Origin of the sequence: Nonomuraea sp. NPDC050202, from assembly GCF_040656115.1 — a bacterium.
Taxonomy (GTDB): domain Bacteria; phylum Actinomycetota; class Actinomycetes; order Streptosporangiales; family Streptosporangiaceae; genus Nonomuraea.
In genome coordinates this window covers 19,682-39,640 of sequence record NZ_JBFALF010000018.1, presented here as the reverse complement: position 1 = coordinate 39,640, position 19,959 = coordinate 19,682, and the positions used below count along the sequence as shown (strand labels likewise).

The window sequence follows — 19,959 nt, the reverse complement described above, 5'->3', positions numbered from 1 at the left end:
CAGGTCCGGGGTGTGATCGTCGGCGGCTCACGCATGCCCAGGGGCGTACAGTAGAGGCCGGACATGGCGCGACAGCGACGCCTGCGCCCAGAAAGGGAACCCCCCTCACGTGGGGGTGTGCCGTCTCATGGCCGATCAGCCCGTACCCGCCCAGCCCGCCCCCGTCCCCATGCCCCCGTATCTGCGCGAGTTGACCGCGCTGCTGCTGTCGACCGCCAACGTGGAGCAGGCGCTGGGCCGCCTGGCCGACGTGGCCGCCCGTTCCACCCCCGGCGCCTCGCTGTCGGGGTCACCCTGCGGCGCGCTGGTCGCGTGCTGACCGTGGCCTCCACCAGCGCGCACGCCATGATCATCGACCAGGCGCTGGGCATCATCATGGGCCAGCGCCGCTGCACCGCCTCCCATGCCTTCGAGGTCCTGCGCCTGGCCTCGCAGAACCGCAACCGCAAACCGCACGACGTCGCCGCCGACATCATCACCGCCGTCACCGGCCGGCCACCCGAACCGCCGCCCTTCGCCGATCCGGGAGCACCGGCTTGTCAGAAGGCGGCCCGGGCGCGCGCGGGGGAGGTCTCAGCCGAGCCGGGTGACGATGCCGGCCACCTCGCTCGGCATCGAGAGGAAGGGCGAGTGGGACGCGTCGAGCGCGACCACGGAGGTGGGATTGTCCGGGAATGCCGCGTCGGCCTCGGCGATGAACCTCGCCTGCAGGGCCGGCCTGATGGCCATGTCCCTGCCGCACGTGAGGTACGTGCGCCGCACCGATCCCCAGCCGTCGCGGGTCAGGGTGGTGGTGCCGAGCATGATGCCGATCGGACCGTCGGGCGTCAGCAGGCCGGTGGCGGCGTCGGCGAGCACCGGGTCCACGTCACCGTAGAACGCCTCGTAGAGCCCCTGCCGGTAGGCCGCGTCGTCCGTGGCGAAGTCCAGCCGCAGCGCGCCTGTCCGGGCCGGATCGCCCCGCAACAACGGCGCCACCTGGTCGTCGGCGGCCTCCGGCGTCCGCGTGTACGCCGCGGCCGGCACGCCGGATGCCGGCATGTAGGCGGAAAGGTAAACCGCGTGCGCGACCAGCTCGGGCAGCCGCTGGGCCACCCGCGTCAGTACGGGACCGGCCGCGCTGTGGGCGACCACCGTGACCGGCTCGCCACCGCCGATCCGCTGGATCTGCGAGGTCAGCAACGCGGCCGCGTCGTCGAGACTCACGTGACCCACGGGCGAGACCTCGGTGCTGACGGCCTCGCGGTCGTACGGCTGTCCGGTGAACCACCGAGGACGGCGGGCGTACAGCCCGTGCCCCGCCAGGTCCACCGCGACGGCCGGGCGACCGGCGGCCACCACGTGGGGGACGACTTCGCTCCAGCACCAGGAGCCGTGCCAGAAACCGTGAACGAAAACCAGCGTGGACATGACTACTCCCTGGTGGCATCTGTGCCAAGGCTCGGGGTGATCGGGGGACGGCGGTGGGCGGGCCGGCTCAACGGGAGCGCAAGGCGGCCTCCAAGACCTCGTGGACGGTCTTCGCGGGGTGACCGATGGTGGCTTCGAGCGTGGGGCTGGTGGCGTTGAACTCGCCCTTGCGCGACGCCGCGAACATCGTCAGGAAGAACTCCGCGGCCGGCCGCGGCATCCCGCCGGCGACTGCCGCGGAGATCCACTCGTCGTCGTCCATGACGACTCGGGTGATGGTCCGGCCGGTGATGCGGGTGAGGATGTCGGCGACGTCGGCGAAGTCCAGTGTACGGGGGGCCGTCAGCGGCGGCGTGACCCCTTCGAGCGCTCCGTCTTCGGCCAGGGCGAAGGCCGCGGCTTCTGCCAGGTCCTCGTGGGCGGTCCAGGACACCGGGCCGTCCTGCGGCACGGCGAGCGTGCCGGTCTCCAGCGCCGCGGTGACGTAGAAGCCCAGGGTGGAGGCATAGAACCCGTTGCGAAGAGCGGTGTAGGGGATTCCTTGCCGCTCCAGATGCTCCTCGGTCGCCGCGTGGACCCTCTGCGGCGGGAAGAGCGACAGGGGAGAGGCGGCCTGGTGGCTGGTGTACAGGATGCGCTGGGCGCCCGCCTCCCGGGCCGCGTCGATGGCGGCCCTGTTGGCGGTCAACGCGCCGTCGCCTCGAATGGCGGCGGAGACGACCAGGATGCGCTCGGCATCTTCGAAGGCGTGCTTCAGGCCGCCGGGTTCGGTGAAGTCTCCCGTCCGGACCCGGACGCCGCGCTCGGCGAGGTCGGCGGCCTTGCTCACGTCGCGCACGCTGACGGCGATCCTGCCGGCCGGTATCCGCTCCAGCAGGCGGTTGACGATCAGTGACCCGAGGTGGCCGGTGGCTCCCGTGACGATCAGCATCGGTGGCTCCAGTCTGATGATTTCCAACGGAACGGAAATAACGGTAACACTGATATTGCCATTGGATGCAAACGCCCTGCACCGTTCAGAGTCGAGACCGGTGCTGCCAGCATGTCTGCCTCCAGCCGACAGGGCAAGGCTGGTGATATCAGCGATAGCATCACGTGTCAGGTATGGGCGATACCATCGTGACCATGGCACCGAACACGCAGCGGAGAGACGTCACCCGTGACCGCATCGTGAAGACCGCGGCCGGCCTGCTGCGCGACCAGGGCCCGGCCGCGGTGACCACGCGCCGCGTGGCCGGCGAGGCCGGGCTGCAGCCTCCCGCCCTCTACCGCTTCTTCCAGGACAAGGACGACCTGCTGGACGCCGCCGCGGAGCACGTCTTCGCCGAACACGTGGCGAGCAAGCAGACCGCCGCGCCCTCGGACGACCCCGTGGAGGACCTCCGCGCCGGATGGAACACGCAGATCAGCTTCGGCCTGGCCAACCCCTACGTCTACGGCCTGCTGCTCGACCCGGCCCGCGCACGCGACACCCCGGCACAGGCCAAGGGCGTGCAGATCCTTGCCGAGCGGGTGCACAGAGTCGCCGCCGCCGGGCGGCTTCGGGTGAGCGAGGAACGCGCCGTCAACCTCATCCGCTCCGCGGGGATCGGAACCGTCCACACCCTGCTGACGCTGCCACCAGGGCAGAGCGACCCGCACCTGGCCGACGCCGCCTTCGACGCGATCGCACGCGCGATCCTCGCGGACGAGCCCGCTGTCCCCACCCGGGACCCCGCGGCCGTCGTCGCGGCCTTCCGCACCCTCCTGCCCGAACTGCCCCATCTCAGCGAAGCCGAGGCCGCGCTGCTCGACGAATGGCTGCGACGCTGATCCAGCGCCGCGCACGGAATCCGTCGTGCGGGGCTGGCGCCGGTTCCACGGGCCGGTCGGGGTTCCCTCCGGGGGCTGGGGTGCGGGCGAGGCCGGTAAAGGGTTGGACGGGATGATGCTCGGGCTTGTAGCTTGCAGTTGATCGTGACACCGCCCGAGGAGGTGAGACCCATGAACGCTGTATCGATGTGGGTGCTCCCCCTTGCCGTCACGGTCGGGCGATTGACGTAGGTGTCGCCGGGAGCGCCTGGCCAACAAGGCACTCCCGAAAGGCAACACCTATGCACTCTCCGCAGGTCACCGCCGGGCCGTCGTCGAACGACAAAGCCGAGCGCACCCCCCTCACCTTCGATGTGATCATTGCCGGGTGCGGGCCGACCGGTGCGATGCTGGCCGCCGAACTGCGGCTGCACGATGTACGGGTACTCGTTCTGGAGAAGGACACCGAGCCCGCGTCGTTCGTCCGCATCGTCGGTCTGCACATGCGCAGTCTCGAGCTGATGGCGATGCGCGGACTGCTGGATCGCATTGTCCCGCATGGAAGACGGCGTCCGGCCGGCGGCTTCTTCGCCGCCATCCCCAAACCCGCGCCCAAGGGCCTGGACTCCGCGTACGCCTACCTGCTGGGCATCCCGCAGCCGGTCATCGTTCACCTGCTCGAAGAGCACGCGATCGCGCTGGGCGCGCAGGTCCGGCGCGGTTGCGCGGTGACCGGTCTCGAGCAGGACGACGAGGGCGTGACCGTCGAGCTGGCCGGCGGGGAACGGCTGCGTTCGCGCTACCTCGTCGGCTGCGACGGCGCGCGCAGCACGGTGCGCAAACTGCTCGGCGTCGCCTTCCCCGGCGAGCCGTCGCGGACCGAGACGCTGATGGGCGAGATGGAAGTGGGCGTGCCGCAGGAGGAGATCGCCGCCAAGGTGGCCGAGATCCGCGAGACCCATCAGCCGTTCTGGCTCCGGCCCTTCGGCGGAGCAATGTACAGCGTCGTGGTCCCCGCCGCCGGAATCGGCGACCGCGCGGAACCGCCCACCCTCGAGGATTTCAAACAACAGCTGCGCGCCATCGCCGGAACCGATTTCGGCGTGCACTCCCCGCGCTGGTTGTCCCGCTTCGGGGATGCCACCCGGCTGGCCGAACGCTACCGGTCCGGGCGGGTGCTGCTGGCCGGCGACGCGGCACACATCCACCCGCCCATCGGCGGGCAGGGCCTCAACCTGGGCGTTCAGGACGCGTTCAACCTCGGCTGGAAACTGGCCGCACAGATCCGCGGCTGGGCGCCGGAAACACTGCTGGACACCTACCAGGCCGAACGTCATCCGGTCGCCGAGGACGTGCTGGACAACACCCGCGCCCAGACGGAACTGCTGTCCGCCGAGCCGGGCCCGCAGGCCGTGCGCAGGCTGATCACCGAACTGATGGACTTCGACGAGGTGAACCGCCATCTGACCGAGAAGATCACCGCGATCGGCATCCGCTACGACTTCGGCGAGGGCCCCGACCTGCTCGGCCGCCGCCTGCGCGACATCGAGGTGAAACAGGGCCACCTCTACGGTCTGCTGCATCGCGGCCGCGGCCTGCTGCTGGACCGTACCGAACGCCTGACCGCCGGCGGCTGGTCGGACCGGGTCGACTACCTCGCCGATCCCACTGCGGAACTGGATGTCCCGTGCGTCCTGCTCCGCCCCGACGGCCACGTCGCCTGGATCGGCGACGACCAGCAGGACCTGGACGGCCACCTCTCCCGGTGGTTCGGCAAGCCCGCCGGCTGATCTCGCCCGAACAACCGGAAAGGCCCGCGAGAAGGATCGGAACGGCTGCCTCCCACCGGAAGGCTGGAGGCAGCACCACGGGGTGGACCGGCGCAGGCGGCCGGAGGCGCTGTCCCATATCCGCCATGGCCACATGCTGACCGTCCAGCGTCCACCCCCTGGCGGCTCCTTCAGGCGCGTACCCAGAAGGAGTCCGGCAGTTCCTCGATCTCGGCCACTGCCTGTTCGAGGTTCACGGCGAACGGCAGGAGCGTCCGGAAGACCTGCTCGCCGCCCTCGGCGTGCCGCCGGATGAACTCGGCGTTCTTCTGCGCCCGGTCAGCCACCTCCAAGCCGAACGCCGAACGGTCACCCTCGTAGCCGTAGGCGTCGAGCAGCAGGTGCAGCCGCCGGTACCGATCCTCGAACGCCGTGAATCCCTGCGCGACGACGACGTGCCGGGCGTGCAGCGGAACCCAGGTCAACGCCACGTAGGCCAGATCGCGCTCCCGCGTGAACGGCCCGGCGGTATCCCAGTCGACGAACCCGACCAGATCATCGCCCTGCCACACCACGTTGTAGGGCGAGGCATCGTTGTGCGCGATGACCAGCCCGGGCTCCCACGGCGCGTCCCTGCTCGTCGAAGCCGAGCACCCGCGGCGCGCCCTCGAACCCGACCTCTTCCAGATGCGCCAGCACGGCGTGGACGCTGGGCGTCCACGGGTTGGCGGGCCGGTGGACGGTCTCGCCGATGCGTACTGCGCCGACATGCCTGCCACCTGTCAGGGGCTGCTCGTCCATGACGCCGTTCTACGCCTCGGCCGCCGGTCACCGCACCTGGTTTTCCGCCTGTCCTGATCGTTCTTCCTCGGCCGCGCCGGCTTCCCTGGGTGCGGAGGCGGTCAGGTCAGGTCGGCGACGAAGGCCTTGGCCAGCTTCACGACGGCCTGCTGCGCGACGGCGGGCTCGAAGGTGGGCTCCTGGTAGCCGGGGGCGCCGACGATGCCGCCGCCGGTCGTCGTGCCCCTGAAGACGAACTCGATCGTCCGGTCGCCGGTCAGCACCTTCACCAGCACCTCCCGCAGCGGGCGATCGTCCTCTCGGCCCGGCCTGGTGCTGGTGGAGACCACCGCGAACGCCTTCTGGCCGAGCCCGGCGATCTGCTGCCTGGGCTCGTAGGCGATGTGGAGATCGTCGTCGCCGATGCCGCCCTTGGCGTGGTAGCGGTCGTACTTCTTGGCGTCGCGGTCGAACTGGAACGCCGATCCGAGGCCCCCTCCGCCCCAGTCGACCAGGTGGATCCTCAGTTCGCCGCCCCGGGCCGTGAAGGGCTCGCCGGGCCTGTGCGGGACGGACTCGCTGACCTTCCAGCCGCACGTGGTCTGCTTGATCCGGCCGTCGCGGCCGCCGACGGTCGGCCCTTCGGCGTGGGGGAAGAACGCCGACTCGACGTGCTTGGCCGTGAGGATCCCGCACGGCCCGGTGAGCTTGACCTTGGCGGCGTCCTTGGCCATCTCCGCGGTGACGCGCTCGGCGACCTTGCCGGCTCCGGCGCGCACGTCGTCGCCCGCGGGGCTGCCGCCGGTCCGGTTGCTGCCGCCGTACTCGATCTTGATGAGCCAGGGCCCCTGCCGGACGTACACGCCGGCCTTGAGCCCGCTGTGGCCGATCCAGGTCTGGCTGTACGACGCGTCGCCGTACGTCAGCTCCCTGATCGGGCCGAACGCCGAGCCGGTGGTGCTGCCGTCGATCCGCTTGCCGTCCCTGACGTTGACCCGCTCGTCGTTGCGTTCCTTCTCCTCGGCGAAGCGCTCCTTGGCGTACTCGAGCGCGTTCTGCCGGTCGGTGCTCCTGGCCTCCACCGAGATGCTCAGCGAGCGGTGGCCGATGACGCCGCCGCCGACGTCCATCTTGTTGTTGTCCCACGAGCAGGCCGCCCGCTTCTCCGTCGCGGTGGCGGCCCCGGTCGACGCGTTCTTCCCGCCGTACCTGCCGTCGGTGACCAGGCTCTTGCGGAGGGCGTCCGGGACGGCGGCGCAGAGCTGGTCGCCGGTGATCGGCCGCAGGCTCACCTTCACCGCCTCGCTCGCCGGCGACGGCGACCGGGTCGCCGCACGCCGGTCACCGGGGACGTTCGTGGACGATCGCGGTCCGTCGCCGTCGCGGCTGAGGAGCAACCAGCCTCCGGCCGCCGCTCCGGCGACCAGCACGACGCAGAGCGTGACGACGAGAGCGATCAGCGGCCCCTTCGAGCCGCCACCGCCGCGGTGACGCGAGGGCGCCCGCCGCGGCCCGCCCGGACCGCCCGGCGCCGGTCCTCCTGACCCCATCGGGGGAACCCCACCGGGATGCCAACCGGGCGCCCCGGGCATGCCGGGCCCCTGCGGTGGCCGGCCGGGAGGCGGCCCGGGACGGCCAGGAGATCGGCCGGGAGGCGGCCCGGGAGGTCGGCCGGGAGGCGGCGGGAATGGCGTGGACATCGGCGACCTCTCGGAACGGACCAGCGACTGTTCGGCGAACCCAGTGCCACCCGCCTTCGCGCAGCGATCGGGGACCGAGCGGAGGCGTCCTCAGGAACGGCGCCGGCCATGCCCTGCGCATGCCGTGGCGGCCACGATGGCCGGGATGCCGTGCCTCATGTCCCCCGCTTCGCCCGTCGAACGACAGCAACCCACCCGCACCGTGCTCGTCCGGCGGCTGGATTGTGAGCCTATGGACGACGGGAACGCCGGCTTGTCAGTCGAACACCTGACACTGAGGTCACGATTCGGTTGAGCCGCCCGGGCGAAAGAGACAGTCCCGTGCCGGAACACCTCCTCCCTCCTGAGAGGCCGTCCGGGTCGCGCGCCCGCAAATCAACTGCGATCAAACAGTCGAAAAGTGGGCTGTCAATAGGAAAGTTTACGAACAGAAAGCTTTGACCGGGCCCGGCGCGGACTCTATGTTCGCCATCATCGGCAGCCATCCAGACTCATGCCTGCCGTACACGTATGTGGACGAAGGGATCTCCCCTTGCGCAGCCGTACCTTCCTCTCCCTCTCCGCGCTGGTCACCCTGCTGGTCGCGGGCCTCCCCGGCGGAACCGCCGAGGCCGCAGGAGCCGCCGGCGCGACCGCTCGCGCCGCCCGCACGGCCCCCGCCACCTTCACCCACCCCGGCGTGCTGGTCAGCCGGCCGCAGCTCGACTTCGTCCGGGCCCGGGTCCAGGCGAACGCGCAGCCGTGGAAGAGCGCCTACGACCAGATGAACGCCAGCCGGTACGCCTCCCTGGACCGGACCCCGCGCCCCCGGGCCATCGTGGAGTGCGGGTCCTACTCCAACCCGAACAACGGCTGCACCGACGAGCGCGAGGACGCCCTGGCGGCGTACACGCTCGCGCTGCGCTGGTACATCTCCCGCGACAGCCGGTACGCCGAGAAGGCCATTTCGATCATGGACGCCTGGTCGGCGACGATCCAGGACCACACCAACAGCAACGCGCCCCTGCAGAGCGGCTGGGCCGGCTCGGTCTGGCCGCGGGCCGCCGAGATCATCCGCTACACCTACACCGGCTGGCCCAACGCCGGCCGCTTCGCCACCATGCTCCGCAACGTGTACCTGCCCGAGGTCGCCGCCGGCTCGTCGAGCAACGGCAACTGGGAGCTGACCATGACGGAGGCGGCCCTGGGCATCGCCGTCTTCCTGGAGGACCGAGAGGGCTACGACCGGGCGGTGGCCAAGTTCCGCGCCCGCCTGCCCGCCTACGTCTACCTCTCCGCCGACGGCTCCCTGCCGGTCGCGCCGCCCGTCGGCGGCGTGGACACCCCTGCCGAGATCATCAGGTTCTGGCACGACCAGACCACGTTCGTGGACGGCCTCAGCCAGGAGACCTGCCGCGACCTCACCCACACGGGCTACGGGCTGTCGTCCATCTCGCACATCGCCGAGATCAGCCGCATCCAGGGGCAGGACCTCTATCCCGAGGTGGCGGAGCGGCTGCGGCACGCGCTCGGCTTCCACTCCAAGTACCAGCTCGGCACCGCCGTCCCGTCCTGGCTGTGCGGCGGCTCCCTCACCCTCGGGCTGGGCCCGGTCACCGAGGTGGGCTTCAACGGCCTGCACACCCGCATGGGCATCGCGATGACGAACACGCAGACGCTCACGGAACGGCAGCGGCCCGCGGGCACCAACAACCTGTTCGTCGCGTGGGAAACCCTCACCCACGCGAACAACCCGAACTAGCACCCGCCCCCGGCGAGGCGGCGTCGTTCATGGTCGCGCAACGCGTCTTCCAGGGCGGCAGGGTCGCGGCCCCTTTCAGGCCCGGTTCACCTTGAGGGATCTCACCAAGGTGTGGACGTCGGGCCACAGGTGCCGGTGCGTGTCGGGGATCGTGATCCACAGGACGGCCGGGCGCGGCTGGCCGGTGTCCACGGCGATCGCGACGGACAGCTCCTGCGACGCCTCGCGCCCGTCCGGGCTCGGCGGCATCCGCATCATCCTGGCCAGCAGCCAGCCGCCGCGCACCGGCTGCGAGGCGATGTCCTCGCCCGCCGTGCCCGCCGGGAACACGCTGCCCTGCCGGTCGTCGAGCATCGCCCGGGCGGCGTCGTACGGGCTGTCGCCCGCGTCGAGCTCGCTCCACAGGTGCTGGGAGTCGATGTCGGCCCACCACTTGCGGTCGTCGTCCGGGCCGTAGGTCTCGGTGAGCAGCGTCTGGCGCAGGTTGTAGCGGCCGTCCTGGACGGGGCCGTCACCGATGGGACGGCTCCGCCGCCAGGGCGCGCCCAGCTCGGCGAACGACAGGCCGGTCTTGGGGTCGGTCACCCGGCCGATCACCTTGGAACCACGGCCGGGATACCTCGGGAGCGCCACGACCGTCCCCTCGGCGATTCGCTCGACGGCGGGACCGTCCGAGGTCGCGCTGTGGGCCGGGCTGGGCCTCGGGACGGTGGGGGTGGGCATCTGGACCGGCAGCTCGGCGGAGGTGGGTGAGATCCGTGCCGGCGGGGCGACCGCGGCGGGCCGTTCCTCGCCCGTCGCCAGGCGCAGGCCGACGACGAGCTCGGCGACCAGTACGGCGCCGCCGAGCAGCGGGACCCACCTGGGGAGCGGCGCCACGAGGCCGCGCATGCGGTCGGACATTCTGGGCATGGATCAGCCCTCCCGGGTGACCAGGGTGAGGCCGGCGAGCCGGGCCTGTTCGACGCTGTCGCGCAGGGACTCCTCCAGGTCCCGGGCGCGCTCGGCCAGCTCGCCGACCTCGCCGGCCGCAAGCTGGTCGCGCACCGTCCTGGACAGCAGCTCGCGGTAGGCCTCGCCGTCCTCGGCCAGGTCCTGCAGCGTGCGCCACTCGGCGTAGACGGCCTCCGCCTCCTCGGTGCGCCGCGCGTACTCCTCCAGGGCGGAGATCCGCCGGGCCAGCGCGCGCGTCGCCACGGTCAGCGCCTCCTCCTGCGTGGCGAGCACCTCGCCGATGCGGTCGGTGACGCGGCCGGCGCGGGCGGAGCCCTGCTCGCGCCGCAGCCGGGTCAGCTCGGTCAGCGTCTGGGCGATCTCCCACGCCTGCCGGGGCAGGGTCACCCGGTTGGCGATGCCGTCGAGCAGGCCGTCCCGATCGATGGGGGAGTTCAGCACGGTCTCCGTCGCGTCGACCGTGCGGTCCAGCAGCGCGGCGTCCAGCGGTTCGAGCATCGAGGCGTGCACGTACCTGCCGCGGTGGCGGCGGCCGTATTCGGCCGCAGGCGACTCGCCCGCGAGGGCCAGCAGCACCACGGCCGCGACGCCCTGCGCGGCCAGGCAGGCGAGGAAGAACGCCGGGAAGCCGCGGCCGGCCCAGACGGCGAGGAGCGCCGCCTGCAGCAGCGCCGCCGCGACGAGCGGTAACCGGGGACGCCCGCGGCGGGCCAGCGCCGGGACCAGCGGCAGGAACCCCCAGAGCGCCGACAGGGCCAGGGCCGTCAGCACGTCGGCGAACGTCCGCCCGCGCCAGGCCGGCCGGTCGGGCGGGGGCGGCAGGAGTTCGGGACGGGCGGCCATCGCCCGGCGGTGCGCCTCGGGCAGGTCGGGGTCGAGGACGAGGCTGTTGCTCATGGGGCCGGCCGCCGGGGTGCCCGGAGGTGTCCGGTGGTGGGCGAGGGTGTGCCAGTCATGCCGTTCCTGATCTACGGGTCGCCGATCGCTCCAATCCGGCGAGCTTCTCGAAGCGGATCATGCCGGGCGGCGCTTGCAGCCGGCTTGCACGGTGATCGGCGGCAGCGCAGACGGGTCACCCCCGCCGCCCGGACGGGCGGGCGTGGGGGGCGGGACCGCGTCCCGGATCGAGGGCTCGCACCGGTCACAGCGCGTTTCACAGCGCGTTTCACAGCGCGTTTCACGGCGCCGGGATGCGGTCGAGTTCCAGCAGGCCGAAACCGAGCCGGCTGTAGAGTTCGAGCTGGTCGTAGTACTCGCGGTGCGAGTCGATCTTCCCCTCGGCGACGTGCGCGGTGCAGGTGGCCCTGACGGTGACGTGGAACGCGAGATCAGACCCTGCGCGAAGTGACAAGTCACCCCCAGTCGCAGAAGTAGCCGTAGTGGCCGATGCCGACCGGGTGGCCCGCGGGGAGCGGGTCGCCCGTGAGCGGCGGGATCTCGACGGCGTCCCAGTCCAGCGTCCCGTCGGCGTGGAAATGCCGGGCGAGACGAACGACGCTGTCGAGCCGCCCGTCCGAGTAGGTGAACAGATCGAGGTCCACGCCGAAGGGAGGCTCCCCTGCCTGCGCCACCATCGGGGCCACGAGCCGGGAGCAGGCCCAGCGCACCTCGCGGCTCCTTCTCCAGGTCGCCGGTGTCGTCGGCCCAGGCGTTCAGGGCGGCGACCCCGGCGCGCGCGGCGGCGTTGCCGGGATCGGTTCTCAGCACGCTCGCGTACAGGGCGTGTGCTTCGTCATGTCTGCGGGCGAGCGTGCCGTCGTCCTCGCCATGCGCCGTCGCATGGTCGTCATCGATCTGCCGGAAAGCGATCTGCTGGACGAGCCGCCCGGCCAGGAGGACGGCGGCGAGCCGATCGTCAGGGCGGGCGCGCAGGGCGGCGCGGAGCCAGGGCTCCTCCGGCCACGTGGCCAGGAAGTCACTGTCCATGGCGTCTTCCAGGGAGTCGGTCCTGAGCATGCACAGCAGGCGGCCCAGCTCGCGAGCCGCCTCCGGGTTCCCGGCGACAGCCGCGGCTCGCAGTCCTGGGATCGTGTCCTCGGTGATCGCCATGGCAGGCGATGCCAGCGCCGGCTGGATCGGTATCGTCCGGCGATACGTTCGGGGGACGCCGCCGTCGGCGTTCCTGACCAGCGCAACCCGAGCCGTCTAAGCCCAGGGGCGAGGGAAGGTGTCGCCGTCCAGCCGATCCCCTGCGGCGAGGCCGAGAGGGTCGGTCACGACGTGCTCGGTCCCGCTGTAACGGGCCGCCTCGTCCATGTAGATGGTCACGTGCGCGAACCGGGCCTGGTCGGTACGGTTGGGCAGCGCCATGTGCCCGGTGTAGCCGCTGTGGAAGGTGCAGTCGCCGGCGCGGAGCGGCACGGTGACGCGGGGGATCCAGCGCAGGGACGGGTCCATCGTGAACAGGTCTTCCTCGTGGTGGAGGTCCTGCGGGCGCAGACCGGTCCGATGCTGGGTGCCGGGCAGGAACGTCATGCAGCCCCGCTCCGGGGGAACGTCGACCAGCGCGATCCACGCCGACAGCGGGAGCCGGTCGCCCGCGTGCGGCCAGTACGGGCGGTCCTGGTGGAACTCGGTGGCGGCGTTGTTGTGCGGCTCCTTGACCAGCATCTGGTCGTGCCAGAGCCGCAGCGGGAACCCGGCGAGCTGTTCGGCGATCCGGCCGAGCCGCGGGTCGAAGGTGAGCTCCCGCAGCGTCGGGTCGTGTTGCCAGACGTTGACCAGTTGGCTGAAGACGCCCCGCTGTTCCAGGCTCTCCGCGCGATGCGCCTGCAGGAACGCCTCGGCGGCGGCCCGGAAGCGCTGGACCTGGTCGGGGTCGAGAACGCCCCGTACTCGGACGAAACCGTTCTCCCGGTACGCCGCCACGAGCTCGTCCGGCACCCGTCCACCGGCATCGACGTCGCTGCCGGGCTGCCCCGTCGTGGTCGTCGTCATCACTGACCTCCAAGGTTCTTGCGGTTGAGACACTGCAAGCCTCGTCGAGGCACCCCGGCAGGGGCTAGGCCGATCTCGGCGAGTAGTCGTACGATCCCGACATGCCTGCCACGCTGCACGAGCACGCGCTGTTCGCTGGGGACCCGGTCCTGGCAGGTGTCCACCACCTGAATTCCGGCATCGAGCCGCACGCGCACGACTTCCTCGAGATCGCCGTGATCGGAACCGGTCACGGCCGGCACGTGACCAGCCAGGGCGAGCACCCGCTGCGGCGCGGGCAGGTCATCGTGCTCCGCCCCGGCGCCTGGCACGGGTTTCGGGACTGCACCGACCTGACCGTCGCCAACTGCTGCCTGTCCGCCCAGGCGCTACGAGGCGAGCTGGCGGCGCTGCACGACATCCCGATGCTGCGCCGGTTGCTGTGGACCGATCCGGTCGCGTCCGGCACGCACGGCGTGGCCGTCACGAGCGTCGACCCGGCCGCCGCCGAGGAGGCCCTCGCGGAGATCGACCTGCTCGAACACGACCTCGGAGCCGATCAGCGCCGGCCCGGCCGGGTGCTGGGCCGGCTGATCACCGTGCTCGGCGTCCTGGCCGACGGCCGCGAACCCGAGCGGCAGACGCGCGAGGCCACCATCCACCCAGCGGTGTCCGCCACCATCGCCCGGATCGAGGCAGCGCCCGCCCATCCGTGGCGGCTGGACGATCTCGCCCGTGCGGTCAGTCTGGATCCCGCCCATCTCGGCCGGCTGTTCAGGCGCCACGTGGGGCTGACGCCGCTGGGGTTCCTGGCCCGGCTGCGGGCCGAGCGCGCCGCCACGCTGCTGGCACATTCGTCCCTGCCGGCTGCTCGGGTCGGCGCCGCCGTCGGCTGGGACGATCCGACGTATTTCGCCCGCCGCTTCCGGACGCTGGTCGGGCTGACGCCCACCGAGTACCGGCGGCGTAGCCGATCAGCCACCCCTCCTCGGCTCAGCACTCCGGCCGAGGCGACGGGCGAGCGGGAGCGCTCCTGACTCGTGCAGCGGGCTGCGTGCGCCGCCGCTTGGAGGCCGGCCTCGGCGAGCGCGAGTTCGGCGGGCAGCGCGGCGAACGTGAGCGCACCGGTCAGAGCCGCGGCGCCGAACCGCGGCAGGCGGCGAGGGCGGGCCGGTCCAGGCGAGGGTGGCCTTCAGCGAGGCGCCGGTCATCACATCTTGCTGCTGGCCTCGGAGCCGGAGCGGTGGCGCAGGACGACGCCCCACGCGTGCGCGAGCGCCGGCGGCCCGTTCCAGGTGGGGGTGGGGACGATCCACTGGTCGTCGGCCAGGTGGTTGTTGTAGACGCTCAGGGCGTAGGTGTCGTAGTCGTGCGGCATGATGGCCCAGTAGGCGGCGTCGCTGCCGGGGATCGGGTGGAAGTCCCAGCGTTGCTCGGCACTGCCGGTGTCGCCGCCGCGTTGCCGCAGGACGGGCGAGAGGGTGGGGATCTCCGCGGGGGTGTTGCCGGGGCGGAAGGTCAGGTAGTGCCCCTTGGCGCGGTTCTCGATCAGGTACGTCGTACGTCCTTCGCCCAGGTCGACCTTGTGGAGCTGCCACACCAGGGATTTGTTGGTGGGCAGAGGCCAGTGGTTCTCGTTCTGCACCTCGTCGTTGAGGGTGTCGTCAGTCTGGCCCTCCGACTGCAGGAACGTACCGGTGACCTGGTGGATGAGCAGGATGATCGCCTATGGAGTCGCTGTATGACCGATAAGGTCAAGGCAGATCGCCACAATAAGTGACATATCTGCGCCCAGCCGGAACGCGGCGGGTCAGGAGGCATGGGCTGAAGCCGCACGGCCAAAGCCGTACCTGGACCGCGGCGGCTTCGGAGGGCGGCGGCGGACATGATCATGATCGCCGGCTGCCGGCGGAAATCCGGGTGCGGAGGGGTCGTGGGATGGTATGTGATCAACGGATGACGATCGAGATGGGCAAGCCGGGAGTCGACCGCCTCGGTGACGTGGTGCGGGTCCTGGGGGAGTGGCAGTACGACGGAGCGCCCGTCCAACTGCACCCGGGGGATGTGGGGTGGTTCTGGCGGTTCGGCGCGGAGCGGACGGCGGAGGCCACGCGGACCTGGAGCCGGGCCGGAGAGGTTCTGGCCATCGGGCTCCTGGACGGTCCGGATCTGCTGCGGCTGGCGTTCGCGCCGCAGGCGATGCGGGACGAGGAACTGGCCCGGCAGGTGGCCGAGGACGCGGCGGCGCCCGAGCGTGGCGTACTGCCACCGGGCAAGGCTTACCTCGAGTCGTCGACGGACGCCCTGGTCCAGGACCTGCTGGCCGAGGACGGCTGGGAGAGCGGCGAGCCGTGGACACTGCTCCGGCGTGACCTCGGGGCGCCTGTGCCGGATCCCGGCGTTCGCGTCGAGGTGATCGGGCCGAAAGACGCGGACGAGTGGGCCGGGGTCCTGCGGGCATCGTTCGACGGGTCGACGTTCACCGGCGATCACTGGCTCGCGACGGCGGCGGGTTCGGCGTTCGCCGACGCGCGGTGCCTGGCCGTTCGGGACGAGCGGGGCGAGGCGGTGGCGGTGGTGATCGTGTGGTCGGCGGGTGAGGGCAGGCTCGGGCTGATCGAGCCGATGGGGGTGCACCGGGCGCACCGCGGCCGGGGTTACGGCCGGGCGGTCACGATCGCCGCGGCGCGGGCCCTCCGGGAGCTGGGCTCGTCCAGCATGATCGTGTGCTGCGAGAGCTCCAACGTCGGAGCCGTGGCCACGTACCGGTCGGCGGGCATGGAGCAGTTGTCCGAGCGGCGGGACCTGTTCCGCAACGCCTGAGACCGCCGGCACCGGGCGCGTCAGGTGGTGCCGTCGGTGACGCTACAGGGCCCCAGGTCGCGGACGACCTGGGCGAGGGCCCGGATGAGCCCGGTCTCGGCCTCGCTGCGCCGGACGAGGGCGTACGTCAGGGCTGCTGAGGATCTCCTCGGTGTTCTGCACCAAGGGGCCGCGCTGGATCGAACGGCCGTTGCGGGCGTGGGACGGGACGTAGCTGTCGAACCAGTAGTCGGGCCTGGATTCGACGTCGGGATGCCGGAAGTCGATCACCACGTCCAGCGAGACCGACGTGCGCCCGGCCGGCTCATGGCCGGCGCCGACAGCCAGCACGCGCGGCTCGGCGTACGGGGCCGGGCCGACGGTGAGGCCGGGCTCCTCGACAGGTAGCCAGGCGACCAGCACGTCCACGTCACCGCGGCGCAACGCGCCGAAGGGATCGCTGAAGGCCGGGTGCCGGATGCGCAGCCTCCAGCCGGGATGACGGGCGCGGAAGGCGTCCCCATAGGCACGCAGCTCGTGCACGTTGACGGGCAGCATGCCGACACGCAGCACGGCGGTGATGCCCTGGGCGGCCGGCCGGGCGCGTTCGAGACTGTCGTGCAGGCCGGCGCAGACGGGCCGCAGGTCGTCGCGGAGCTGCCGGCCGAGCGGGGTGAGGCTGCCGGCGCGCGGGCAGCCGGCGAGCCGAACATGCGGCAGGCGACCGCCTGCAGAGATGGGGGCGATGGTCCCGGACTGGTCGGCCAGGAAGTCATGGGGCGTCACGGTCTCGGCCCTCTCACTTCGGCAACGTCATACCGCTGACGCAGCAGAACAGACAAAGGTGACCGCGGGCGCACCGGTCACCTCTTCCCCGCGCCATCCGTCATGCCGGGGACCAACACGTACGAAAGGTTTCTGACGATGAGTAACACGGACGTCCACGGAACGGTCGAGGACGGCTTCGAGCCGGTGCGCGAGGCGTTCGCCGAGGTGGTGGCCGAGCAGGACGGCCAGGTGGGCGCGCAGCTGACCGCCTACGCGCACGGCCGCCGGGTGGTGGATCTGTGGGCGGGGGACGAGGTGAGCGGCGACACGCTGACCGGCGTCTACTCCTCCACCAAGGGAGCCGCGACGCTGGTGACGGCGCTGCTCGTGCAGGACGGCGTCCTCGATCTGGACGAGCCGGTGGCCCGGCACTGGCCGGAGTTCGCCGCCGCCGGCAAGGCCACCATCACGCTGCGGGACGTGCTCACCCACCGCTCCGGCGTCATCGGCGTCGACGGCGGGCTGTCGGCGGCCGAGCTCGCCGACGACGCGGTGATCGCCCGCAGGCTGGCGGGGCAGCGGCCGTACTGGCGTCCCGGCACGGCCTACGGTTACGGCGGGTTCGTCACGTTCGCGCTGGTGAACGAGGTGATCCGGCGGGTGACCGGGCAGTCGCTGCAGCAGGTCTACGAGCAGCGCGTCCGGGCCCCGTACGGGCTGGACCTGTACCTGGGCCTGCCCGAGGCCGAGGAGCGCCGCTTCCGCCCGATCCAGTGGTGGACGGCCACCCCCGAGCAGGAGGCCGCGTTCTGGACGAACCTGCCAGGACCGCACAGCATCCTCGGCGTCGGCTACGGGCTCAACAGCACCCCGCCGCTGGACCAGGTGGCCTTCGCCAACACCCGCGACGTGCGCGCCCACGGCCAGGCGTCGGCCGGCGGGGTGGGCAGCGCGCGCGGCCTGGCCGGCCTGTACGCCGCGGCCGTCTGGGGCCTCGACGGCCGGCCCCCGCTGCTCAAGCCGGACACCATCGGCGAGTTCGCCCAGCTGCACTCCCTCGGCGCCGACCTGGTCCGCGGCGACCAGGGCAACTACGCGGTCGGCTTCCAGGCCAAGGGCCTGCGCTACCCCTTCCTCAGCGCGAACGCGTTCGGCCACGACGGCTCCGCGGGCTCGGAGTCCTTCGCCGACCCGATGAGCGGCATCGCGTTCGGCTACACCCGGCGCCGCTTCGGCTTCGCCTGGTCCTACCCCGAGCACGACCGGCTCGCCGCCGCGACCTACCACGCCGCCACCACCACCTCCTGAGGACGTCGGATGACCTCGCACACCCCTTCGGAAAGAAGCGGCCTGGCCCTGCTGGTGATCGCCGCCGCGCAACTGCTGATGGTGATGGACGGCACCATCGTGACCGTGGGCCTGCCCGTCATCGGGACCGGGCTCGGCATCGCCGAGGCCGACCTGGACTGGGTGCTCACCTCCTACGCCCTGGCCTTCGGCGGACTGCTGCTGGCCGGCGGCCGCGCCGGCGACGTGTTCGGCCGGCGCAGGCTGTTCCGCGCCGGGCTGGCCGTCTTCCTGGCCGCGTCCCTGCTGGGCGGCCTGGCCGGCAACGGCAGCGTGCTGATCGCCGCCCGCGTCCTGCAGGGCGTCGGCGCCGCGATCGTCGCCCCGGCCGCGCTGTCCCTGCTCGCCGACACCTTCCCCGCCGGACCGCAGCGCAACAAGGCGCTCGGCGTCTACGGCGCCATGGGCGGCCTCGGCTCGGTGGCCGGCCTGCTGCTGGGCGGCGCGCTGACGGAGTACCTGGGCTGGAGATGGATCATGTTCATCAACATCCCCATCGCGCTGCTGGTTCTGGCCGGCACCTACGCCCTCAGGCCCGGCACCCGCGAGCGCGGCGGCCTCGACCTGCCCGGCGCGGCCACCGTGACCCTCGCCCTCGGCGCGCTGGTCTACGCGATCAACCGGGCCGGCTCGCACGGCATCGGCGACCCGCTCACCCTCACCTTCGGCGCCGCCGCCCTCGTGCTGCTCGCCGCGTTCGTGCTCATCCAGCGCGGCGCGCGCAGCCCGATGCTGCCCCCGGGCGTGCTCGCCGACCGGGGCAGACTCGGCGCCAACCTGGTCATGCTGCTCATGGGGGCCGGGCAGCTGGCCACCTTCTACTTCCTGACCCTCTACATGCAGACGATCAACCAGTACTCGCCCATGATCACCGGGCTGGCGTACCTGCCGTTCGCCATCGGCATCGGCATCGGCTCCGGCCTCATCGGCCCCCGCCTGCAGGCCCGCGCCTCCACCCGGACCGTCCTGACGATCGGGATGGCGGTGGCCGCCGCGGCGATGGGCTGGTTCAGCCTGCTGACCCCGGACCAGAACCCCCTGCTCGTGCTGCTGCCCGCCCAGCTCGCCGGCGGCATCGGCCTGGGCATCGGCTTCGTCGCCGCCACCATCGGCGGCGTGCAGGGCGTCACCGCGCGCGACTCCGGCATCGCCTCCGGCCTGGTCAACACCAGCCAGCAGATCGGCGGCGCCCTCGGCCTGGCCGTCCTGGCCGGCATCGCCGCGGCCGCCACCACGAGCGTGCCACCGGGCACGCCCGTACAGGACGCGCTCACCAGCGGCTACACCGCGGGCATGCTCGGCGCGGGCGGCTTCTACCTGGCCGCCATCCTCACCGCCGTCCTCCTCCTGCGCTCCCGTCCCACGAACCCGGACAGCCGGCGCATGCCGGAAACTCTCCGAACAACCCGCTGAACCCGGTCACCTTCGCCCCCCTCCATCCGTCAGAGCAGCGAAACACCGTACAGAGAGGAACACCACCATCATGACCACCACCGAGTCGCGCCTGCCCAACCCCTCCGTCCTCGTCCCCGAGCTCAAGGACATCGGCGGCGCCCTGTACAAGGCGACCGGGAACGGCACGATCCCGCGGACCACCATCAGCTTGGTGCAACTGCGCGCCGGCCAGCTCGCCGGCAGCACGTACCTGACCGTCCTGCACACCGGCAACCTCCGCGCGGCCGGCGCCACCGAGGAGAGCATCACCGCCGTGGCCTCCTGGCGGACCGCGCCCTACTTCACCGCCGCAGAACGCGTCGCGCTGGAACTGGTCGAGGCCGTCCTGACCCCGAACGCGTCCGGCGAGCGCGTCCCCGACGAGCTGTACGCCCGCGCGTCCGAGCAGTACGACGACAAGGCGCTCGCCACGCTCATCATGGCCATCGGCCAGGTCTGCTTCTTCCTTCCCCTGGCCCTCATCGGCAAGCCACTGCCGGGGGTGTCGCCGGCGGAGCAGTGGAGGAAGTGACACCCGCCATGAGAC

General features: G+C 71.8%; 21 protein-coding genes and 1 pseudogene. 10 read left to right on the top strand and 12 right to left on the bottom strand.

Features of this window, described 5'->3' with window-relative positions:
- Positions 1-127: 127 nt before the first annotated feature.
- Entirely contained in the window at positions 128-319 is a 192-nt protein-coding gene (locus AB0I79_RS36620) for a hypothetical protein (RefSeq protein WP_357883472.1), read from the top strand.
- Positions 320-345: 26 nt separating this feature from the next.
- Positions 346-465: pseudogene (locus AB0I79_RS36615) on the top strand (ANTAR domain-containing protein); the annotation flags it as partial.
- Positions 466-573: 108 nt separating this feature from the next.
- On the opposite strand, the gene AB0I79_RS36610 reads toward AB0I79_RS36615, so the two are convergent.
- Positions 574-1,410, bottom strand: a complete 837-nt coding sequence (locus AB0I79_RS36610; protein WP_357883469.1) for an alpha/beta fold hydrolase — start codon at positions 1,408-1,410, stop codon at positions 574-576.
- Positions 1,411-1,477: 67 nt separating this feature from the next.
- Positions 1,478-2,341, bottom strand: a complete 864-nt coding sequence (locus AB0I79_RS36605) for an NAD(P)H-binding protein (protein WP_357883466.1) — start codon at positions 2,339-2,341, stop codon at positions 1,478-1,480.
- Between the two features lie 194 nt (positions 2,342-2,535).
- On the opposite strand from AB0I79_RS36605, the gene AB0I79_RS36600 reads away from it, so the two are divergent.
- Together AB0I79_RS36600 and rox are read left to right on the top strand one after the other, a co-directional pair.
- On the top strand, positions 2,536-3,222 hold the full coding sequence (locus AB0I79_RS36600) for a TetR/AcrR family transcriptional regulator (RefSeq protein ID WP_357883463.1): 687 nt from the start codon (positions 2,536-2,538) through the stop codon (positions 3,220-3,222).
- 281 nt (positions 3,223-3,503) lie between these two features.
- Positions 3,504-4,991, top strand: a complete 1,488-nt coding sequence (gene rox, locus AB0I79_RS36595; protein WP_357883988.1) for a rifampin monooxygenase — start codon at positions 3,504-3,506, stop codon at positions 4,989-4,991.
- A 170-nt stretch (positions 4,992-5,161) separates the two neighbouring features.
- On the opposite strand, the gene AB0I79_RS36590 is transcribed toward rox, so the two are convergent.
- The 3 genes from AB0I79_RS36590 to AB0I79_RS36580 all read right to left on the bottom strand — a co-directional run bounded on the left by AB0I79_RS36590 (position 5,162) and on the right by AB0I79_RS36580 (position 7,180).
- The gene (locus AB0I79_RS36590; protein WP_357883460.1) at positions 5,162-5,542 is read right to left on the bottom strand and encodes a hypothetical protein; all 381 of its coding nucleotides are present in this window, start codon (positions 5,540-5,542) and stop codon (positions 5,162-5,164) included.
- Positions 5,526-5,771, bottom strand: coding sequence for a hypothetical protein (locus AB0I79_RS36585; protein ID WP_357883458.1), 246 nt, complete (start codon positions 5,769-5,771; stop codon positions 5,526-5,528). Before AB0I79_RS36585 ends, AB0I79_RS36590 begins: the two co-directional genes overlap by 17 nt.
- 101 nt (positions 5,772-5,872) lie before the next feature.
- Positions 5,873-7,180: a hypothetical protein gene (locus tag AB0I79_RS36580; RefSeq protein ID WP_357883455.1), complete on the bottom strand. Its 1,308-nt coding sequence runs from the start codon at positions 7,178-7,180 to the stop codon at positions 5,873-5,875.
- Between the two features lie 802 nt (positions 7,181-7,982).
- On the opposite strand from AB0I79_RS36580, the gene AB0I79_RS36575 reads away from it, so the two are divergent.
- Positions 7,983-9,191: an alginate lyase family protein gene (locus AB0I79_RS36575; RefSeq protein ID WP_357883452.1), complete on the top strand. Its 1,209-nt coding sequence runs from the start codon at positions 7,983-7,985 to the stop codon at positions 9,189-9,191.
- Positions 9,192-9,266: 75 nt separating this feature from the next.
- On the opposite strand, the gene AB0I79_RS36570 is transcribed toward AB0I79_RS36575, so the two are convergent.
- From AB0I79_RS36570 to AB0I79_RS36550, 5 genes are all read right to left on the bottom strand, one after another.
- Positions 9,267-10,103, bottom strand: a complete 837-nt coding sequence (locus tag AB0I79_RS36570) for a hypothetical protein (RefSeq protein ID WP_357883449.1) — start codon at positions 10,101-10,103, stop codon at positions 9,267-9,269.
- 3 nt (positions 10,104-10,106) lie between these two features.
- Positions 10,107-11,042: a hypothetical protein gene (locus tag AB0I79_RS36565; protein ID WP_357883446.1), complete on the bottom strand. Its 936-nt coding sequence runs from the start codon at positions 11,040-11,042 to the stop codon at positions 10,107-10,109.
- 280 nt (positions 11,043-11,322) lie between these two features.
- Positions 11,323-11,496 (bottom strand): hypothetical protein, encoded by a 174-nt coding sequence (locus tag AB0I79_RS36560; RefSeq protein ID WP_357883443.1) that lies wholly within the window; start codon positions 11,494-11,496, stop codon positions 11,323-11,325.
- A gap of 1 nt (position 11,497) precedes the next feature.
- Complete coding sequence (locus AB0I79_RS36555; protein WP_357883440.1) at positions 11,498-11,752, bottom strand: hypothetical protein; 255 nt, start codon at positions 11,750-11,752, stop codon at positions 11,498-11,500.
- Between the two features lie 538 nt (positions 11,753-12,290).
- Positions 12,291-13,082, bottom strand: a complete 792-nt coding sequence (locus tag AB0I79_RS36550) for a phytanoyl-CoA dioxygenase family protein (RefSeq protein WP_357883437.1) — start codon at positions 13,080-13,082, stop codon at positions 12,291-12,293.
- A 101-nt stretch (positions 13,083-13,183) separates the two neighbouring features.
- Between AB0I79_RS36550 and AB0I79_RS36545 the strand changes: the two genes are divergently transcribed.
- Positions 13,184-14,098 carry an AraC family transcriptional regulator gene (locus AB0I79_RS36545; protein ID WP_357883434.1) on the top strand — a complete coding sequence of 305 codons (915 nt, stop codon included), beginning with the start codon at positions 13,184-13,186 and terminating at the stop codon, positions 14,096-14,098.
- Between the two features lie 173 nt (positions 14,099-14,271).
- Here AB0I79_RS36545 and AB0I79_RS36540 read toward each other — a convergent pair whose 3' ends face one another.
- Positions 14,272-14,706 (bottom strand): hypothetical protein, encoded by a 435-nt coding sequence (locus AB0I79_RS36540; protein ID WP_357883431.1) that lies wholly within the window; start codon positions 14,704-14,706, stop codon positions 14,272-14,274.
- 311 nt (positions 14,707-15,017) lie between these two features.
- On the opposite strand from AB0I79_RS36540, the gene AB0I79_RS36535 reads away from it, so the two are divergent.
- Complete coding sequence (locus tag AB0I79_RS36535; protein ID WP_357883428.1) at positions 15,018-15,884, top strand: GNAT family N-acetyltransferase; 867 nt, start codon at positions 15,018-15,020, stop codon at positions 15,882-15,884.
- A gap of 42 nt (positions 15,885-15,926) precedes the next feature.
- Here AB0I79_RS36535 and AB0I79_RS36530 read toward each other — a convergent pair whose 3' ends face one another.
- Positions 15,927-16,649 (bottom strand): LysR family transcriptional regulator substrate-binding protein, encoded by a 723-nt coding sequence (locus AB0I79_RS36530; protein ID WP_357883425.1) that lies wholly within the window; start codon positions 16,647-16,649, stop codon positions 15,927-15,929.
- A gap of 138 nt (positions 16,650-16,787) precedes the next feature.
- Here AB0I79_RS36530 and AB0I79_RS36525 point away from each other — a divergent pair, with 138 nt between their 5' ends.
- The 3 genes from AB0I79_RS36525 to AB0I79_RS36515 all read left to right on the top strand — a co-directional run bounded on the left by AB0I79_RS36525 (position 16,788) and on the right by AB0I79_RS36515 (position 19,944).
- Complete coding sequence (locus tag AB0I79_RS36525) at positions 16,788-17,939, top strand: serine hydrolase domain-containing protein (RefSeq protein WP_357883422.1); 1,152 nt, start codon at positions 16,788-16,790, stop codon at positions 17,937-17,939.
- A 9-nt stretch (positions 17,940-17,948) separates the two neighbouring features.
- Positions 17,949-19,391, top strand: coding sequence for an MFS transporter (locus tag AB0I79_RS36520; protein WP_357883419.1), 1,443 nt, complete (start codon positions 17,949-17,951; stop codon positions 19,389-19,391).
- Positions 19,392-19,461: 70 nt separating this feature from the next.
- Entirely contained in the window at positions 19,462-19,944 is a 483-nt protein-coding gene (locus tag AB0I79_RS36515) for a carboxymuconolactone decarboxylase family protein (RefSeq protein ID WP_357883416.1), read from the top strand.
- Positions 19,945-19,959: the final 15 nt, after the last annotated feature.